This window comes from Pedobacter sp. PLR (assembly GCF_026239675.1).
In the GTDB taxonomy this organism is placed as follows: Bacteria; Bacteroidota; Bacteroidia; order Sphingobacteriales; family Sphingobacteriaceae; genus Pedobacter.
In genome coordinates this window covers 170,015-190,126 of sequence record NZ_JAPIVQ010000004.1, presented here as the reverse complement: position 1 = coordinate 190,126, position 20,112 = coordinate 170,015, and the positions used below count along the sequence as shown (strand labels likewise).

Genomic DNA, 20,112 nt, shown 5'->3' with positions numbered 1-20,112 from the left:
GATTAAAATTAACAATTACTTCTGTTTATCGAGATGATAAAGCCGGAAACTGCGTCCTGGAGAATCATTTTCTTCGAGGCATCCGGTTTTCCTTCCTTTTGAATCATTTGAATGGAAACTAAACCATGAAGGATGGACAGGTAAGTATGGTATTTCAAGAAATAATCGGTTTCGGGATGGTTACTTTCTTCGATCGCTGCTTTAATGGTAGAAATCATAATGCTGGTGGCATATTTTAATTCTTCGATTTCGTTTACACGGTCGCAGGCCGGAATTCCAAGTCCAAACATCAATTGATAATATTCCTTATGATCAAATGCAAAGTCCCAGTAAGCATGTGCCATTGCTTCCAGCTGCTCAGCAGGAACCGTATATTGGTCTTTAACCAATTGCAGGGTATCTGCCAGTTTCTGAAAACCTTCTTTTGTGAATTCTAAGAGAATAGCCTCTTTATTTTCGAAGTGATTATAAATGACAGGAATACTGTACTCAATCGCATCCGCTATTTTCCGAATCGATAAAGACTGCCAGCCATCAGAAATAACCTGCTGCCACGCTGCTTCCAGAATACTTGCTCTGAATTCTTCCTTCTGTCTTATTTTACGCTCTGCAATTCCCATATCATCTATAATTTTATTAACACCGTTAACAAAAGTAATGGGTAAATTATATTTATAAAACTCTTTGCGCTATTCTGACTTAATTACAACAATTAACGGCCTTATTCTTTTACTCAAATGATCTGTTGCATTTAATGACCGCATCAATTTAGCTTATTCCTGAGGTTAGCCTCATGGAGGTTGCAATTACTTAATCTAAAATCAGCCTGAAAGTTAAATTGATTCTGGGTCCGGTCACCTTAATTGTTTTTGGCAATCGATGTTCCCAATAATGTTGTGTTTCCCCTTTCATAATCAATACGCTACCAGGGCTGAGGTCTATAGAAATGATCGGGATTTTCTCTTTATACCTTCTGAATTGAAAAATCCTGTGGGCGCCAAAACTCACTGAAGCGATGAAAGGATATTTCCCCAGACTTTTTTCATTGTCTCTGTGCCAGCCCATGCTATCGCTGCCATCCCGGTAATGGTTAAGTAAACACACATTAAATTTCACCTGATACCGTTCTTCAATCCTGTTTTTAACGGCCATTAAGGCATCCGTCCAGGGCAAAGCATTCATGGTGATTCCGGAATAGCTATAGCTCAGGTCCGGATCTCCATAAAAAGCCGTAAATCTGGGTTGTAAAACCGTTTTGCCAAAAATCTGGATGGGTTCCTGTTTCCAGGCTATGCCAACAGTCAGTTCTTCAAAAAAGACATTACTTTCTTCTTCCGTAAAAAAACCGGGAAGGAACAATGCTTCTCCGGGAATGGGAAGCAGGTTAACATGGTCTCCGTACATCAGTTTTGGTCAAATGGTTTCACCTAAAGATAGCTCATTTTTGAATGATCTTTTAAACAATTATATAGCTGGACGCAGCTTATTCCAAAGGTTTTTTGATAGACCCTGCTTTATTTATAATCAGGGGTCATAAAAACAATGAACTACTTTTCGTTTAGCTTGTAGCTATTGGATACTCAATTACTAATTAATTAAAAAGCTGCTGCTCTTTGGTATAATAGGTTTTTCTGGCTCCTTTTTTTTCAATGATGATTTCTGCACCAGTTGGGCTCTTCTGGAAATGCTGGGTATGTACTTTTAGAAAATCTCTAAACTCTCCGGTGATACTTCCCGGATGGGCCTTTCTGATCTCTTTTACCGCATCGGTTAACACCTCTTTTATCGCCTGGTGTAAATCCTTAATCTTTTCTTCGGGGATCTTTCCGGCGAGAGAAAACGGAGAAATCCCGGCTTTCCATAAAATCTCATCGGCATAAGCATTTCCTATTCCACGAATCTGGTGCTGATCCAGGAGAATCCCTTTAATCGCTGCCTTTTTACCTTTAAAGTGTTCGGTCAAAAACGCCACAGTTATGCTTTTATCCAAAGCATCTGGTGCTGCTGCTACTCCCGGATTCAATGTTGGCGTAGCGATCTTTTGCTGATCTGACATCACCAGCCCTATCCCTCCTTCAAAAAAGAGTTCTATGACCGGGTACTTAATGGCATGAACTTCCTCAAAGAAATGCAATTGTCCCTGCAGCATCAGATGTAAGGCCAATACATCCTTTTCAAAATTAAAATGAAGTTCTTTTCCGGAACGACTCACCGACTTTAACACCTGCCCGGTCAGCGTAGTCCGCAGCTCTTCAGGAGTAACATTCAGTTTTTTATCATTAGGTACTTGCAGCGCACTTAATTTTTTACCGGCAAAGGCTTCATTAAGGTTGACACTGAATACTTCTAAATCTGGTAATTCTGGCATAATAAAGAGTTCAAAAATGAAAATACATTTATTGGGATTAAAACAAATAAAAACGCTGATAGTTTTAGATAAGGTCCCATTCCAGCTGATCTTTTAATTCTGCACCTGCTTTTCCGACAACCACCTCCACCCCATTTTTCCCTTTCTGAAGTTTCACATTTTCAAAGATATAATGAACATTCGTATTGCCCATTTTCAGTCCGTTGATCTTCCTACCATTTACTATTAACGTAGGCGGTCCGGCATTAGAATAGACAGTTACTGTAGTAATCGGATTTGTTCTTTTATTAAAACGTCTTCCCGCGATATACACCATCGGCTCTGGATTCCAATTCGCTTTATACCAATAAAAAGCATCTTTTTTTACCTTCCTATCATACGTAACCAATCCTTTCATATTACGTGCAGGAACACTACCTCCATTTGCAGGAGGGACGGCAAAATCAAACATATTCCAAACATAAGAAGCTGCGATATAGGGATGTTTCGCTATAATCCCCCACTGAATCTCATGGAATTTTTGCTGATATGCTTCCGGCCATACTTGTCCGGATGGATTTCCGGTATCTCTGCTCAGCTCTTCCTGTTGAGCTATATTCGCTTCCGTTCCATATTCTGCCAATACCATTCTGTAGTCCGGGAATTTTTGCTCCAGTCCAGACACCCATTGTTCAAGATCGCCGATGCGCCCTTCATACCAGCCATAATAACGATTCATTCCTTGAATGTCAGCATTTAAATTTGTTGGGCGATCCATTTCTCCATAACCACTTACACTTACTGTATAACGATCCGGGTCTTCCGTTTTTGAGATGTCATTCAAATCTCTGGTCAACACTGCGGTATAATCATCCGGTGTTTTCCCATAAACCTCATTATGAAGTCCCCAAACATAGATGGAAGGATGGTTATAATTCTGACGAATCAGCTCTCTGAGTTGGGATTGTGCATTTCCCGCCTCCTTTGTAGATACTGCATTTACAAAAGGGATTTCCGCCCAGATCACAAAGCCCATGCTGTCACACCTTGAATAAAGGTATTCTGATTGCTGGTAATGCGCAAAACGGATAGAGGTAGCGCCCATTTCCTTGATATCTTCCAAATCAGCCAGATGTTGTGCATTGGACAAAGCATTCCCCTCATCTTGTTTATCCTGATGGCGACAAACGCCTAGCAAGCGATAAGGTTGGTCATTCAGATAAAAACCTTTTCCAGGCTTCATCTCAAATTTCCGCAATCCCAATGGTTGTGTAATTTCATCCAGCACTCCATTTTCATCGGCGATACGTATCACTACTGTATACAAATAAGGATCTTTTATTCCGTTCCATAGGTGTGGCGCTAACATATTCAGCTGCTGATGAAAAATCTGCTCCCCTTGTCTGGAAACGTGGACCTTTTCTTCTGCCTGTTTTACCATTTTTCCTGTCGCATCATAAATACTGGTAGAAAGGATAACATTAGTGGCGGTTTCAGACTTATTTTCCAACTTCACTTTCAGTCTTACTCCTGCTGATTTAGCGGAAACATCCTGCTGACTGATGTATACCCCTGGTGCAGCAAAGTCTGTTACTGCAATATTGACCTTATTGGTAATGATCAGCGAAACCGGACGATAAATCCCTCCATAAATCGGAAATAAGCGATTATTAATTGGAATCACATCTTCCCGCTCTTCATTGTTCACTTTTATTTCAATTTTATTCTTTTCTCCATATTTCAACGCATAGGAAATCTCGAATGCAAAGGCAGAATAGGAACCTTTATGCTCGCCAATATACCGGTCATTTACGTATAGCCGTGCCACTGAACCGATGCCTTCAAAACGTATAAAAACCCGTTTTCCTTTCCAATCGGTAGCAGCCGTCAGTTCTTTCTGATAAATGGCATCACCAGCATAAAATCCCTTTCCTGTCTGTATATCATGATTGTTCCAGGTATGCGGAACGCTTACTTTCTTCCATTTCAGATCTGCCAATGCCACATCTCTCCGGTTCGCATCTTTTTTAAACTGCCAGTCAGTATTGATGGCAATAACCTGCCTTGCCTGCTTATTTTGTGACCTTACCGCAGCGCTTAACAATAGCATCAATGCCGTCATAATTAACAGCGGTCTCCAGGGTTTTATCATCATATTCGTATTTCGTTTTTAAATTTTAGCTTTCTCGTATTTCGTCCCACTGTTTTCTTGTTTCTTTATTGTCTCCAGTACAATCACAAAGGGTTTCTGATGATCTCTCTTTTTCAGGTGTAAAAAATATTCATCGCCACTGATCTCCTCAGGAAGGAAAGTCTCCTTAGCGTCTGCTAATAGATAAGCTTTACTGATGGTCGTTTTCGCTGGTGTTTTTACCCTCAAAGCCCCGGAAACCGGCAGGTTAAAAACGACCATATAGATTTTGTCCGAACCTGTTTTTTTAGTGAAATAACCCCAATCCTGTTTGTCATATGCCGCATAACCGCAGTTGTAAATTGCTTCCTGATTCACCTTCATCCAATCTCCGATTTGTGTAGCGAGCACCAATTCTTCTTTACGGATAGCACCATCCCCTTGTGGACCGAAATTGAGGACAAAATTCCCTCCTAATGAAACACATTTAGCGGTCATCTCCAGGAGTTCAGTAGCCGATTTAATATGACCATTCCAGGCTTTATTATACCCCCACTGGTTTTCAGGAACAGTCATAACACAATCCCAGTCGTTACCATGCACATCTTCAATTTTATTAGGAATTTTACGCTCCCAACCTTGCTCATAATCTCCCATTAACACGCCATTGGAATCGAAATGACGTTTCCCATTTTCATCCGCTCTAAAGCGGCTCCCAATGATCAGTCCCGGATGAAGTTTACGCATTTCCTTTTCCAGTTCATCTGCAAAAGCTGCTTGTTTTACCCACGATTTATCCCAGGTACCATCAAACCACAACCCTTTGGCCTTCGGGTAATTCGTCAGCAATTCTATCAGCTGATTGCGGGTAAACTTCTTAAAACGCTCAAAAGCGACGCTATCTTCCCTGGTTTTCAAGTCATAGCGCCAATCCGGGTGACTCCAGTCCATCACCGAGAAGTATAAAATCACATCTATACCCTCTTTATCGTAAGCATCTACCACAGCCTTTACGATATCTTTTTTATAAGGGGAGCTAGCTACTGTATACTTACTAAACTTACTTGGCCACATGCAAAAACCATCATGATGTTTCGTAGTAAAAGTGACATACTTTGCGCCCATTTGTTTCGCAGATTTCGCCCATGCTGTAGCATTAAATGCCGTAGGGTTAAACTTATAAATCAGAGAATCATAGGTGGAATTTGGAATCCCATTCCAGGAACGAATCCATTCCGCAGCACCATTGTACTGTTTTCCATTCCATTCTCCTCCGGGAATGGCATAAAGGCCCCAGTGGATAAATTGACCCAAGCCGTAGCCGCGCCATTTCTCCATCACCGGATCGGTACGTTTTCCTTCCCTATGGGAACCATGGGTTAAATTAATTTTCTCTTTAGTAATCGTTTGTTGCGCCATTAGGGGCTGTAAACTCATCAATGCTGCGAGGCAGCATCCTGCAATCAATAGTTTCCTCATACTTTCAGTTTTGTGTGTTATGGTTTCGGCTAATTTATCTTTTTTACCAGCCCGGATTCTGAAGCAACAGATTATTCTTGTTCACTTCCTTTAATGGAATCGGATGGTAATACATCTGCGGACTATTGAACTTTCTGGTTTCGAAAACAATACGTGCTCCGGTAAAAGCAGTACCGGTTTTAGTCCACCTCATACCGCCCATAGGGCCATTCAATAAATCTTCCGCAATCTTCCATCTGTAAATATCAAACAGGCGATGTCCCTCTTCATTGGCAAATTCAATACGTCGCTCATGGCGGATTACCGTACGCATTTGTTCTTTATTCAATCCTGTAGCCAGCACATAAGGCACCAAACCAGCACGCTTACGAACCGCTTCTACCGCAGTATAAACCTCTGTATTTGGTCCTTGAAATTCATTTAAGGCTTCTGCATAACCCAACAAGATATCTGCATATCTAGATACCACCAAGCCGATCTGACTGGTTACCCCAAAATTACCACCAGCATTTTCATTACAGAACCTTCTCCACAGGTATCCGGTAACAGTATTATATGGTGCGGTACTCATCCCGTCGCCAGGTGCCTGCATGTATAAATCAACTGGTTTTTTGGTTAAACTTGTCCTGTCCAGCCAAAGCGATTGGTTATATAAAATCGAATAGCCAAATCTTGGATCACGATTTAAATAAGGAGTACTCTCCACATATCCTGATCCAGGTTCAGTAATCAATTTACCATTCGCCATTCCATAATCATCAACCAGCTGTTGTGTAGGATTTCCATAATTCTGTCCGCCTCTCGAAGCCGGTAAAAGATACTGCTCATAAAAACGTCCGGTGTTCATCATGATCTGAAAGATGTATTCTGAATTTTTACGTTGAATTCCCATATCATAATACCCATAACCTGGTGCAGTTGTATTGTCTTCTACCAAATGATAAAGACCCAGGTCCATCACGGTTTTAGCAGCATCAGCCGCTTTTTTCCAGCGATTAGCATCCGGACTTTCATAACCTAACAAGCCCTTTAATGGCCCGGAGTTCGGATTGCTTTCATTGTAAAGCGGACTGGCCACCAATAGCAATAATTTAGCTTTAACAGCCAATACCGCACCTCTGGTAGGACGTCCGAAATCTTCTGGAGGATAATCCAGTGATAAAATCGGCGTAATGGCGTCCAGCTCTTTTTCTATATAATCCGTTGTAGCTGCAAAGCTGCTTCTTGGTAGCATAAAATCATCCGTAAGGTCATACTTAGCATCTCCCAACAGAGGAACACCGCCAAAAGTTCTCAGCAAATGATAATAAGCAAAGGCCCTTAAAAATCTGGATTCCGCTTTAAGCCTGGTTTTCTTTGTTGCGGAAAGTGGCGCTCTATCAATATTAAATAAAAACACATTCACCCTTCTTACCATCGCATAACAGGTGGTCCAGGTAGACAAGCTAAAGGAGTTATCAGAACCACCGGCTACATTGGCCAGATTATAGCCCTGGGAAAAACCACTGGACCAGCGTGCCTCCCCATCATCAGAAGCATCAGAGAAAGCCCAGATCCCACCGCCACCTGTTCCATTTTGCATGAAATATGTTTTATTGAGTTCGCCATATACCGAGTTTAAAAACTGCATACTCAGCGCACTATCGGCAAATACAGTTTGCTCATTGATCTGCCCAATATCTGTCGGATCAAGGAACCCTTTATCGGATGCTTTCTTACATCCTGTACTCCACACTGCAAACCCTAAGCCCACAGTGATCATCATATATTTAACTAAATTCTTCATGTTTTCTTCTTAAAATGTTACTTGTAAACCAAAATTGATAATCTTCATCTGAGGATAATTCTGATAAGCTTCCACACTTCCCCGTTTCGATTCAGGATCTACATCATAGATTTTTAATTTATTAAAGGTCAACAGGTTTAGTCCGTTGGCATAAAATCTGATGTCTTTCAACTTTAACCGCTGCGTAAAAGTCTTAGGTAAATGATAACCCAATTCCACGTTTTTCAATCGCAGGTAATCTGCCGGCCTCAACCAAAACGTGGAAGCATCAAAACTTACTCCACCCAATCTTGGATATTCCGCATTTTCCCGGTTCTCTGGTGTCCAGCGTTTCAGGTGGATCGCCGCAGGAATCCCATTCACATTTCCAATTTGCAAAAGCGTATTCGAGCTGATGCTACTTCTGGAAGCACCTTGTAATAGGAACGAAAAGTCAAAATCTTTAAAAGTAAAGCCTGCAGAAAAGCCATACGTCAGCTCTGGTGTTTCCGGTTTCCCGATCGCGGTGATGTCATTTCCATCAATCACCCCATCACCATTCACATCTTCATATTTTAAATCTCCTGGCTTAACGGTTTTTCCAAGCACCTTAGGACTGTTTGCAATATCCGCCTCATCATCATAAAACCCTTGAGAAACATAACCATACAGCTGGCCCACCGGACGTCCGGTTTTCTTTAAGTTTGGCGCCACACCATCAGGTTCATCACGGAAAAGAATCTTATTCCTGGCGAAAGAAGCATTGGCACGAACAAAGTATTGAAAATGATCATTGATCGCATTGCGGTGGTTGATCTCCAACTCAAACCCTTTGTTACTCACTATACCCAGATTTACCGGAGGAAGGCTGAGCCCGGAATAGGCAGGAACCGTTTCTCTTTTTGTCAGGATATCATAACGAAGGTGGTCAAAATAGTCTGCCGTAATCTCCAGCTTGCTATCGAACAACTTCATATCTATACCTATATTGGTTTTGCGTTCCTTTTCCCACCTCACATCCAAATTAGCCAATGTTCCCGGGGTTACTTTAGCTTGTCCAGTAGGACTTTCTCCGAAGAAATAACTATCATTAGCAACGGTATACACCTCCTCATACAAGTATCTGTTTCCTTCTACCTCATCACTTCCTACCGTACCATGAGAAGCTCTGATTTTCAAATAGTTGATCACTTTCACATGGTTCTTAAAGAAAGGCTCTTCACTGATGTTCCATCCTCCGGATATCGCTGGAAAGAATCCGTATCTGTTTTTAGATTTGAAACGATCGGAACCATTATAACCTGCATTAAACTCTACCAAATAGCGGGACTTAAAGTTGTACCCTGCTCTTCCTGCATAGCCTTGGAAATTTGCCGGAGCTGCTGAACCTTCAATATCTCCTGTACGGTTAGTCAGCACCAATGCATAAACATTATGGTCGCCGAATTGTCTGTTATAGTTTACAATTCCCTGAAAATTAATACGTCTGAAAGGAACAGTATAAGAACTCGCTCTTACCAACGGCTCTATCCTCAACAATTCAGGATATACCGGATCTAAAGTATCGGTACCAGGAATCAGGGAATATACTGGAAAACGACCCCTGGTCAGCTCTCTCGCAAATCCAGATTTGTTGGTATAAGCAATCACACCTTTTACCGATAAACCTTCCGTCAGGAAGTTCAGCTTATGGTCTGCACTTAAATTCATGTTCAGGTCGTTGCTGTAACTTCTTTTGTATCCACCATATTCCAGGGCACCAACAGGGTTTAATGATCCTGCTTTTACACCGCCATAGCTGCCATCGGAATTTCTAACCGGGTATACCCATGGGCCAAGCAATCCACTGGAAATTCTGCGCCAGAAAGGCAAAGCACCACCAGCCATAGGATCCGGCAGGTTAGGCTCATTAATTTCACTGAAACGCGTAGAAAGATCTAACTTCAGACTTAAGTTTTTATTGACATCCAGATCCACATTAGAGCGAATATTGTAGCGTTTTAAATAGTAATTATTATCAAAGCTTTCTTTTCTGCTGACATCTTTCAGGATTCCGTTCTGAAAGATGGAACCTGCGGAAATAAAATAGCGAAGGGTATTGGTACCGCCATTGATGTCGATATTATTGCGCTGTTGCAAGGCACTTTTTTTCATGACCTCATCATACCAGTTCACATTTGGGTAGCGAAAAGGATCATCCCCGGTACGGAAATGTTCCAGTGCTTCATCGCTCACCAAACCAGGAAAAGCAACATTAGGATCCTGACCTGCATTGATGGCCTGTTCTTTTAACAATTGAAGGGACTGGTAAGAATCCAGCGACTTCCTTAAAATAGTAGGCATCTGTAAACCCGCTTCTGTACGAAAAGTAATCACTGCCGGCCCTTCTTTACCTCTACGTGTAGTGATTACAATTACCCCATTTGCCCCTTTAATCCCATAAATAGCGGTGGTTGCCGCATCTTTAAGGATGGACAGGCTCTCTACCTCATTTGGATCCAGCTGATTCAGCTGCTCATATTGAAACTCCACATCATCAACAATCACCAATGGCCTGTTGGCATTCCCGGCAAAAGAGCTGACCCCTCTGATATAAATATTTGCCGCATCCTTACCCGGTTGACCACTGGTTTGCTGCTGAAATAAACCTGGCAATCTTCCTGCAAGGGAGTTCTGGATACTTGCCGCCGGACTTTGGCGCAATTCCTTCCCGCTAATTGTAGAGATGGCTCCACTACTGTTGATCTTCTTTTGTTTGCCATATCCCACCACAACCACCTCATTCATCTGGGAATTATTTTCCAGTAGTTTCACGTTGATGGTAGGCTTACTTCCTATAGTGATCGTTTGCGGCACATAGCCAATACTGCTGATTGTAACCTGTTTACTGTTGATTTTTAAAATGAAAGCACCATTACCATTGGCAAAAGCACCGTTTTTAGGATTTGCCGTTTCTGTGATCGTAGCGCCGGGAATTGGGCCACCACCCTGATCAGTCACCTTGCCACTCAGCGTGATTTGTTGCGCGAACGCCATGGTGCCCAGGCAAAGCATCAAGCATAAAAGAATTATTTTTCTCATTATTTCTAGGTTTGTTGGAGAGGAATTAATAGGTATATCCTGGATTTTGAGTCATGTTTGGATTTGTCTGGATCTCTGAATAAGGGATCGGGAACAGGTAGTTTTTCGAAACATCGAAAACGGAAGGCGCAATATCCTGTACAGTATAGCTGAATGTGGCATCTGCATTTTTTACGATGTTCATTCCTTTTACCGGGCTGTTCATCACCTGTCCGGCAATTTTCCACCTTCTGATGTCCCAGAACCTTTGCTCTTCGAAAGCCATCTCAATACGTCGCTCATTTCTGATGAGTGTGCGCAACTGATCCTGATTAATCGTGGCAGAGATCCCATATCGGCTATCCGTACCAGCAGTTACTCCTGCACGTTTCCTGATCGTGATGATGGCATCAACCGCCTCTTTCACAGGCCCGCTTGCCTCATTCAATGCCTCCGCATAGTTCAATAACATTTCTGCATAACGGAATAAGATCACATGGTGATTCTGATTGCTATACGTTCCCGAGCTTTCAAACTTGCCCATAAACTTGCGCAGGTAGTACCCTGTTTTAGTTTGTGTTCTGCTGCCTCCCGGACGATCCTTGCCACCGTTGAAAGTCTCTATAGGTCTGTTCAACCATTTAGTAGTATTGTACATTATCGTGGCTGCAAACCTGTTGTCTCTATTGGCATAAGGATTTGCCGGGTCATAAGTTGAGCCTGTTTCACCTGGCATTTTACCGTTCTTCATCAGGTAAGCATCTACCAGATTCTGAGAAGGACTGGTATTTCCAGTACCATTGATATAACCAATCGGGCCGTTGTACAGCTCTACCGTCTGACTTTGTGCCTGCTCCTTCATGAAAATAATCTCTGTATGTTTTACCGAATTGAACAAAGCAATAAAGTCTGTTCCCAGACTGTAATTACCTAATGTTATCACATCTTTTGCCGCATTTGCAGCAGCGGTCCAGCGCTGTACATCTCCATTAGGATTCCATAAAGGACTAGCGCGATACAACAACACTCTTGATTTTAAAGCCAATGCAGCCCCTTTATTTGCTCTTCCTATATTCTGATCTGTCACAACCACAGGAAGCAATAAATCTTTTACCGCTTCAATTTCTGAAAGGATATAATCATAGCATTCATCCGCTGTATTTCTTTTGAGATTGATGTCGTCTTTAAGACCATAAACTTTATCGCCAATCAGGGGAACTCCTCCCCAGCGTTTCAGCAACTCGAAATAGAAATAAGCACGAAGGAATCTCGCTTCTGCTCTCCATTGTATTTTCAAGGCTGCGGTGGTAGGCACCACGTCAATTTTACTAAGGAAAATATTCGCCCTGCGGATTCCTGTATAATTTTTTGCCCATTGGTTGTCGGGCACATTCTGACCGGAAACCAGACCTGTTCTAAATCCCTCTACAATACTGCCATCCTGTGAAGACACCGCATCGTCGGTTCCTGCGTCCAGAAACGCTGTCAACAAGCGGTTATATCCATCGGGCAATTGCAGATAAGTACCATTCAGGAACTGCTTTGCATAATCTGCATTTTTATCTATCTGATCGAAGACCAGGTCTTCATTAATTCTTTCCAGCGGTTCAATTTCCACTGATTTTGAGCAGGAAGCCAAAATGACAACCAGGCCAAGTCCTGTAATTATATGTTTTACATTCTTCATTACTGTCGTTTCGTAGGTTTAAAATTGTAGGTTGATGCCAACATTGAATACGCGCTGGTTTGGATAATCCCAGGCCACTACTTCAGGGTCTACCCTATCCAGACCAGTGAAAGTGAGGAGATTGGTGCCATTCACAAAGATTCTGGCCCTGTCTATTTTCACAAAACTGATCCAGCGTTGCGGTAAGGAATAAGCCAGTTCCGCATTTTTCAGACGGAGGTAGTTGCCATTTTTCAACCAGAAAGAAGAAGGACGCTGGTTATTCACACTGGTTCCTACAGTTAAGCGTGGATAGGTTGCTGTGGCTGCGGTCGCTGGCGTCCAACGGTCCAGGTGATGGGTAAATGCCTGTCCATAGCCTCCCACTCCTACCGACTGGAATTCATAAGTACCTGCGCCAAGTACATAAACATTTCTGTTGGTTACCGCATTCCAAACCATAGAGAATTCAAAACCTTTATAGTTGAAACCTGCAGTCAATCCGTAAAGAACTAAGGGCTTAGTACTCCCTATCGCCTGCTCATCGAATACATTGATCACGCCATCGCCATTCAGATCTTTATACCTGATATCGCCCGGCACGGCTTTGTATCCATCAATTTTTGCACTGTTGTCGATTTCCGCCTGGTTGTTAAAGAAACCATCAGCCACCATTCCGAAAGGTTGTCCAACTGGTAATCCTGTTCTTTTCATCCAGTCATACGGTCTGATCACCTCATCTATAAAGTCTATTTTGCTCTTACTGAAGGAAACATTAGCATTCACAAACCAGTTTACATTTTCGGTTTTCCCGAAATAACCAGCCGTCAGTTCTACTCCGCTGTAGGTTCTTTTCCCTATATTTTCGTCTGGCCTGCTGTTGCCCAGAATCGCACTTGCATTGGTACCACGCTGCTGTAACAGATCCGAATACGCATTTTTATAATATTCTACTGTGAATTGTAATTTATTCTGGAAAGCAGCAATGTCTAATCCTACATTCAGTTTATTGACACTTTCCCAGGTAATATTCGGATTGGCCAATTGTGCCTCTATCATAGAACTGTTACCAGTTGCCGGAGATCCAAAGTAAACACTCCCGGAACCATTGTAAAACTGGTCATATACAAAGTAACCGGCGCCATTATTATCGCCGCTTTTACCATAGCTTCCTCTGATTTTAAGCTGATTTAAAGCAGTAACTGATTTCAGAAAATCTTCTTTTGAAATGTCCCATCCCAAGCCTACGGCAGGGAAGAATCCCCATTGGTGTTTTTTTGGATACCGATTCATTCCCATATAGGAACTCAGCAGTTCTACAAAATACTTTTTGCTGTAATTGTATTGAAATCGACCCGCAATAGCATTATTGTTCAGACTTAAATCTGATCCCGTAATCAGGTTATCACTATTAAAGTTAAGGGAAGCATTGATTTCATGTTTTCCAAAAACCTGGTCGTAGCCCAACAACATTTCTGCATAGATCTGTCTGTTCGTCAACTCGATGGAAGAAATATTATTTTGTGAGCCATCCGTTCCGTACTTGTTAATGATGGGTTCTCCGCCTGGATCAGGCAAATACTCATACACAGCAAAAGACTTACTCCTGTTGATCAGTTCTGAATAATAGGTATTGAATGAGCCTTTTCCTTTGATGTACAAACCATCCAACACCGCATCCAGCTGCTGTCTTAAGCTCAGGTCTACACCAAGGTTTCGGTTGTAAGCCGGTCGGTAACCAGAACCGACTACCTGACCGTACAAGTTGTAATTGAACTGCTGATTTCCACCAAAAGAGCCGTCAGGATTGAGTACCGGATAGGCATTATTTGGCGTTCTCAATAAACTAGAATAGATCACATCTGACCCTGTAATCCCGCTCAGGCCTGCATCAAGTGCACCTGGCTCATTTCCATTTCTGATCCTGCCAAAGATGTTCAGCGACAGCAATAAGTTTTTAGTCAGATCCGCATCAATATTCGTTCTGAAGCCATATCGTTTATAGGAGTTATTGGTCTCGTAACTATTTCTTTTTGCATCAGAGACAAAGAAACCATCCTGATTCAGGTAATCCAGATCCACGAAGTAACGTGCCTTTTGGTTCCCTCCCGAAAAGTTCAGGTTGTACCTTTGCATGGCAGCTTTCTTCTTCAAAATGGTATCATACCAGTCCACATTAGGGTAGGCAACCGGATCTGAACCATTGCGGTATTTTTCGATCGCCTCCGCTGTATAAACCGGCTGTTTGCCATCATTTATCAAGGCCTCATTAAAAAGCGTCGAATAATCTGCGGCATTCAAAAATGAAGGTGTATTTAACTGCTTCTGAATGGCAGTTTGCGCAGTAAAAGAGATTTTTCTTGGCGCAATGCTCCCTCTTTTAGTTTCAATCAGGATGACGCCATTCCCACCTCTCATGCCGTACATAGCACTGGCCAGGGCATCTTTTAATACGGATACCGAAGCAATCTGTTCCGGATCGACATTGGTTAAATTTCTGGGCACCCCATCTACCAGTACTAATGGCGTACGACCTCTCAAAGAGATCGATGGGGCGTCATCGCCTGGTTTAGCCGAAGACTGAGTGATGTAAAGACCGGCAAATTTACCATACAATGCCGATTCAATTTGTGAAACCGGGAAGCTGAGTAGTTCATTGCCACTGATCACAGCCTGCGATTGCAAAACCTGGTCTTTGCGTTGTTTCCCAAACAACACCGGTATCTGCGCCCCCGGCTGTTGATAGGCATAAGAACTCTTTACCGCCTTTCGGACAGAGTCGTTTAGCGCTTTCTTATTGAAAGTGCTGTCCTGGGATTGTGCGGATGCGTTCTGATGAACACTCGCTGCGGTAAAGCAGAGTACACACAGCCCCAAATTTTTAAATGAATAGCGTAGTTTTTCTCTCATATATCTGGTTTTAGGTCTAGTTGACGATAGGTTTGCTTCGCTCAAAAACGAACAGAATCAGCGGGATTTACGCAATAGATAAAAGATCCCTTCGCTGCTGCTACCACACAGCAGGCGAAGGGTATTCAACCTAAACGTATTGTAATTACTTGCTGACCAGAAGAAAATGGTGGTTAAAAGAGGATAGTTTCATAGTTTGGTTTTTAGTTTTTGGTTAAACCAAAGCTGAAGGAATATTATTTTTAAAAAGATGATTATTCTAAAAGAAAAGGTAGAAAAATCAAAAAACAGGGGCTTTTAGCTTTAAATGAACGATATTTCGTCGCACATAAGGATGAATAATCAGATATTCATAGCTTTAATTACTAACCAATAATAAACCCGGGGGAGGGAACAATCATGAGATTCATTAAAAGGAGCTTTTGCATGGCATTGCTTTCCTTTCTTGTTTTATTACCAGCAATGGTCTGCGCTCAGCAACAGATGCGTTTCAGCAACCTGACACTGGAACATGGCTTATCGCAAAACTCCGTCATGTCTATCAGTCAGGACCAGCAACAGCTGCTTTGGTTTGGCACCAAACATGGATTGAACCGATACGACGGGTACCAGTTTAAAATCTACAAAAACAACCCTAAAGACACGAATAGTCTTTCCAGCGATGAGATTACTGCCACCCTCAGCGATTCAAAAGGTACACTATGGGTGGGAACAGTCAATGGCCTAAACAGGTACGATGCAAAGAAAGATGCCTTCAACCGGATCTTCTATCATCCAAAAAACAAGAAAGGCATCAGCAGCAATAGTATAGAACACATTTACGAAGATCCACAAGGAAATATCTGGGTGGCTACCCTGCGTGGAGCAAACCTGCTGACAGACCGCAATAAAAATGAGTTTAAGTCTTTTTTATTTAATGAAAAGCCTAACCATCGTGGGATAAACAGTATTTATTCTATACTTCGTCAGAAAAACGGCGCGGTTTGGCTGGCTACCCTCAATGGGTTAATCTACATGAACCTCAAACCTGGGAAATTAAGCTATGAGATTTTCCAATATCAGGGCGGTAAACCAGGAACCATCAGCTCCAATTACATCACCAGTCTGCAAACCGACAAACAGCAAAATTTATGGATTGGCACCGATAATGGCCTAAACCTTTTTCAACCTGAAAGCCGGTCATTTATGACCTATAAACGTAGCGAAAACAGCAACTCTATAGTACATAACGACATCAGAGAAATTATGTTGAACAAAGATGGAACGTTATGGATTGGTACGCAGGAAGGATTGAGCATATTGGATCCACAACAAAAAACATTTAACAATTACCTTCATGATCCGGAGCAAAAAGGCAGTTTAAGCCATAATTCCCTACATAGTATTTATCAGGACCGCAACAATAGCATTTGGATTGGCACCTTTTATGGAGGGGTGAACCTAATTCATCCCTTTTCTACACAATTCCATGCGTTCAAAAACAGCAGAATAAAGCCAAGCATCAGCAGCAATATTGTAAGTTCTATCGTGGAGGATGCCCGGCAGAACCTCTGGATCGGAACGGAAGGTGGCGGTTTAAACTACTTCAACCGCAAAAACAACACCTATACTGCCTATAAAATCAACCTGAATGATAAGGAGAGCCTAACCTCCAACTTAATAAAAACCATTTGCAAGGACAAGGCGGGGAATTTACTGATCGGAACCCACCACGGGGGATTAAATATTTTCAATACGACTACAAAGACCTTCCGGCACATCGTCAATATTAAAGACAGCCGCAACACCACAAGTACAGCCGAGATTATTGCCTTATGCCCTGCCAGCGACCAAAATATCTGGGTGGGTACTTATAGCGGCCTCAACCTGTTAAAAATGGTAAATGGCCGTTATGAATCACAAACCACAAAAAGTCCGGTAGAGCGTAAACTACAAAACAAAAGAATCCAATTCCTCTATGAGGATCGCGACAAAAACCTTTGGATAGGTACTCAGGCCGGCTTATATGCTTATCATTTAAACGCAAGGAATCTCCGGTCTTTCTCAAAAGAAAAGGGGAACCCCACAAAGCTTCAGTCGGATTACATCAACTGCATCGTACAAACTTCCAGTGGAAATATGGCGATCGGCACCTATTTTGGCGGACTAAGCATTTACAATCATAAAACAGGAAAATTTAAAACCTATACCGAAAAAGAAGGCCTTTCCAATAATAATGTATTGGGAATTATTGAAGATGACAGTCATAATTTATGGATCAGTACTGATCATGGCTTATCAAAATTCGATCAAAAAACACAAACTTTCAGGATCTATACCAAGAGCGATGGCCTTGCAGGAAATGATTTTAATGTCAGATCTTATTTCAAGGACAGCCGTGGTGAGCTTTTCTTTGGTGGATATAATGGCCTGACGTCCTTTTATCCAAAGCAAATAGAAATCAACCACCAAACTAACCCGATAATTTTCACCGGACTGAAGTTATTTAATAAACCCGTGACGGTAAATGGTGCCGATCATCTGCTAAAAGAAGACATCAGCAGTAGTAAGCGCATCACTTTCAAACACGATCAAAATCACTTTACGATTGGCTTTGCATTATTAAACTACATCAAACCTGATAAAAACAGGTATTCCTATAAGCTCGAGAATTATGATGAGGAATGGAATGAGGTCAACAATCCCTCTGCTACTTATACGAATTTACCTTCCGGATCTTATACATTTCTGGTCAAAGGAAAAAATAATGACGGGATACCTGGCGGCAGTCTGGCAAGCATTGATATTCATATCCTACCTCCTATCTGGGCCAGCTGGTGGGCCTATTGTGTGTATGCATTAATCATTTCAGTCATTTTATTCCTGAGCGTGCGCTACCTCATTATCCGGGCATTACTCAAAAGATCGGAAGACATCCAACAGATGAAACTGAGCTTCTTCACCAATATATCCCATGAAATAAGAACGCCCCTTACCCTCATTCTCGGCCCCTTAGAGAACCTGTTGAAAAGCACAGAGGGCCAGCAGGATCTCCATAAACAGGTAGTTCCCATTAAAAACAATGCCGACCGGCTAATGCGGTTGATTACCGAATTAATGGATTTTAGAAAAGCAGATTCCGGCTATCTAAAGCTCAATATCAGCATGGAAAATATCGTCAGTTTCAGTAAAGAGATCTTTTTTGCTTTTCAGCACCTGGCCATTAGCAGAAATATCCGGTATATATTTGAGAACAGCAACGATCCTATCCCGCTGTATTTTGATAAAGTACAAATGGAAAAGGTATTGTTCAACCTGCTCAGTAATGCCTTCAAATTTACTGATGATGAGGGGGCCATTTCCCTTTCTATTGATGATCAGGCGGAATATGTAGAGATCAAGGTGCGTGACAATGGAAAGGGTATCCCCTACGAAAGTCAGAATAAACTATTCAGTAACTTTTTCCAGGTAGATGAGCAAGGTTCTAATCACATCGGGTCTGGAATTGGACTGGCACTTTCCAAAAGTGTAGTGGAAGCACATCATGGAAAAATTGGCATTGAAAGCAATCTGGCAACAGCTGTAAAAGCCGGAGATACTTGTTTTACCGTAAAGCTGAAAAAAGGCAAAGCCCATTTCAAACCTGAACAGCTCCAGGAAAATCAAAGCCATGAGCACCCAATTTCCTTATTTGCCGCTGCTGGTTCTGCTATTTCTGTTGCCGCTGTTGCTGTATCAGAAGAAAAACAGGAAACGGAAACTGCCGGTTCCCGGTCTGCTGAAACCGGAAAATCATACCCGACGGTTAAAGAAACCATATTAATTGTGGAAGACAATCCCGAAATCCGTGACTTGATTGCGAACCTCATGAAACCACAATATCAGGTGGAAGAAAGCCTAAATGGACTAAAAGGCTGGGAAGCGGCTATAGAGTTGCTGCCAGACCTGATCATTTGCGACATTATGATGCCGGTAATGGATGGGTTGGAATTGTGCCGGAAGCTAAAAACAGACGAACGTACGAGCCATATTCCAGTGATCTTACTGACGGCCAGATCTTCCCATGTACACCAGGTGAGCGGTTTAGAAACAGGCGCGGATATTTATATCACCAAACCTTTCAGCACTGCCTTACTAGAATTACACGTCAAAAACTTATTACAGTCCAGGGTAATGATGCGAGAGAAATATGCCCGGGAGATCACCTTACAACCACAAAATATGGTGATCGGCTCCACAGACCAGGTTTTCCTGGAAAAAGTCATGGAATATATTGAATCAAACCTGGCAAACCAGGATGTTGGTGTTCCCGAACTTGCGGGCGAACTGGGCATGAGCCAACCCATATTGTATAAAAAAATAAGAGCCATTACCGATCTGTCGGTAAATGATTTTATTAAAACCATCCGCCTGAAAAAAGCAGCGCAGCTGTTGGAGCATAAAGTCTATACTATCTCAGAAATCTCATACCTGGTCGGGTTCAATGACCCCAAATACTTTAGTAGAGAGTTTAAAAAGCAATACGGTGTTACCCCCAGGGTATTTATCAATAACCTACACGATGGCGCATAAAAAAAGCCGAAGAGGAATTCCCAGGCCATAGCCACGCCATTTCTCCATGGCCGCATTGATAAAATGCAAATAACCTATGGACACCAGTATAAAAATAAAACCATAGAAAACAAAATAGCCATCAAAATTTAATTTGATGGCTATTTTGAATTGAACTCATTAATCAAACCTATCGGTCAGTTTTTTATGAGCTTTACAGCAAT

Annotated in this window: 10 protein-coding genes; 1 reads left to right on the top strand and 9 read right to left on the bottom strand. The window is 42.1% G+C overall.

Annotation, left to right across the window (positions count from 1 at the left end):
- Window positions 1–8 precede the first annotated feature (8 nt).
- The 9 genes from OQX61_RS11395 to OQX61_RS11355 form a co-directional block, all read right to left on the bottom strand.
- Window positions 9–620 (bottom strand): TetR/AcrR family transcriptional regulator, encoded by a 612-nt coding sequence (locus tag OQX61_RS11395; protein ID WP_265841797.1) that lies wholly within the window; start codon window positions 618–620, stop codon window positions 9–11.
- A gap of 190 nt (window positions 621–810) precedes the next feature.
- On the bottom strand, window positions 811–1,404 hold the full coding sequence (locus OQX61_RS11390; protein ID WP_265841796.1) for an alpha-ketoglutarate-dependent dioxygenase AlkB: 594 nt from the start codon (window positions 1,402–1,404) through the stop codon (window positions 811–813).
- Window positions 1,405–1,591: 187 nt separating this feature from the next.
- On the bottom strand, window positions 1,592–2,368 hold the full coding sequence (locus OQX61_RS11385) for a DNA-formamidopyrimidine glycosylase family protein (protein ID WP_265841795.1): 777 nt from the start codon (window positions 2,366–2,368) through the stop codon (window positions 1,592–1,594).
- 64 nt (window positions 2,369–2,432) lie between these two features.
- Entirely contained in the window at window positions 2,433–4,502 is a 2,070-nt protein-coding gene (locus OQX61_RS11380; RefSeq protein WP_265841794.1) for a glycoside hydrolase family 2 TIM barrel-domain containing protein, read from the bottom strand.
- Window positions 4,503–4,517: 15 nt separating this feature from the next.
- Entirely contained in the window at window positions 4,518–5,957 is a 1,440-nt protein-coding gene (locus OQX61_RS11375; RefSeq protein WP_265841793.1) for an alpha-L-fucosidase, read from the bottom strand.
- 43 nt (window positions 5,958–6,000) lie between these two features.
- The gene (locus OQX61_RS11370; RefSeq protein WP_265841792.1) at window positions 6,001–7,743 is read right to left on the bottom strand and encodes a RagB/SusD family nutrient uptake outer membrane protein; all 1,743 of its coding nucleotides are present in this window, start codon (window positions 7,741–7,743) and stop codon (window positions 6,001–6,003) included.
- A gap of 9 nt (window positions 7,744–7,752) precedes the next feature.
- Complete coding sequence (locus tag OQX61_RS11365; protein ID WP_265841791.1) at window positions 7,753–10,803, bottom strand: TonB-dependent receptor; 3,051 nt, start codon at window positions 10,801–10,803, stop codon at window positions 7,753–7,755.
- A 25-nt stretch (window positions 10,804–10,828) separates the two neighbouring features.
- Window positions 10,829–12,469, bottom strand: a complete 1,641-nt coding sequence (locus tag OQX61_RS11360) for a RagB/SusD family nutrient uptake outer membrane protein (protein ID WP_265841790.1) — start codon at window positions 12,467–12,469, stop codon at window positions 10,829–10,831.
- An 18-nt stretch (window positions 12,470–12,487) separates the two neighbouring features.
- On the bottom strand, window positions 12,488–15,358 hold the full coding sequence (locus OQX61_RS11355; RefSeq protein WP_265841789.1) for a SusC/RagA family TonB-linked outer membrane protein: 2,871 nt from the start codon (window positions 15,356–15,358) through the stop codon (window positions 12,488–12,490).
- A gap of 399 nt (window positions 15,359–15,757) precedes the next feature.
- Here OQX61_RS11355 and OQX61_RS11350 point away from each other — a divergent pair, with 399 nt between their 5' ends.
- Entirely contained in the window at window positions 15,758–19,909 is a 4,152-nt protein-coding gene (locus OQX61_RS11350; protein ID WP_265841788.1) for a hybrid sensor histidine kinase/response regulator transcription factor, read from the top strand.
- Window positions 19,910–20,112: the final 203 nt, after the last annotated feature.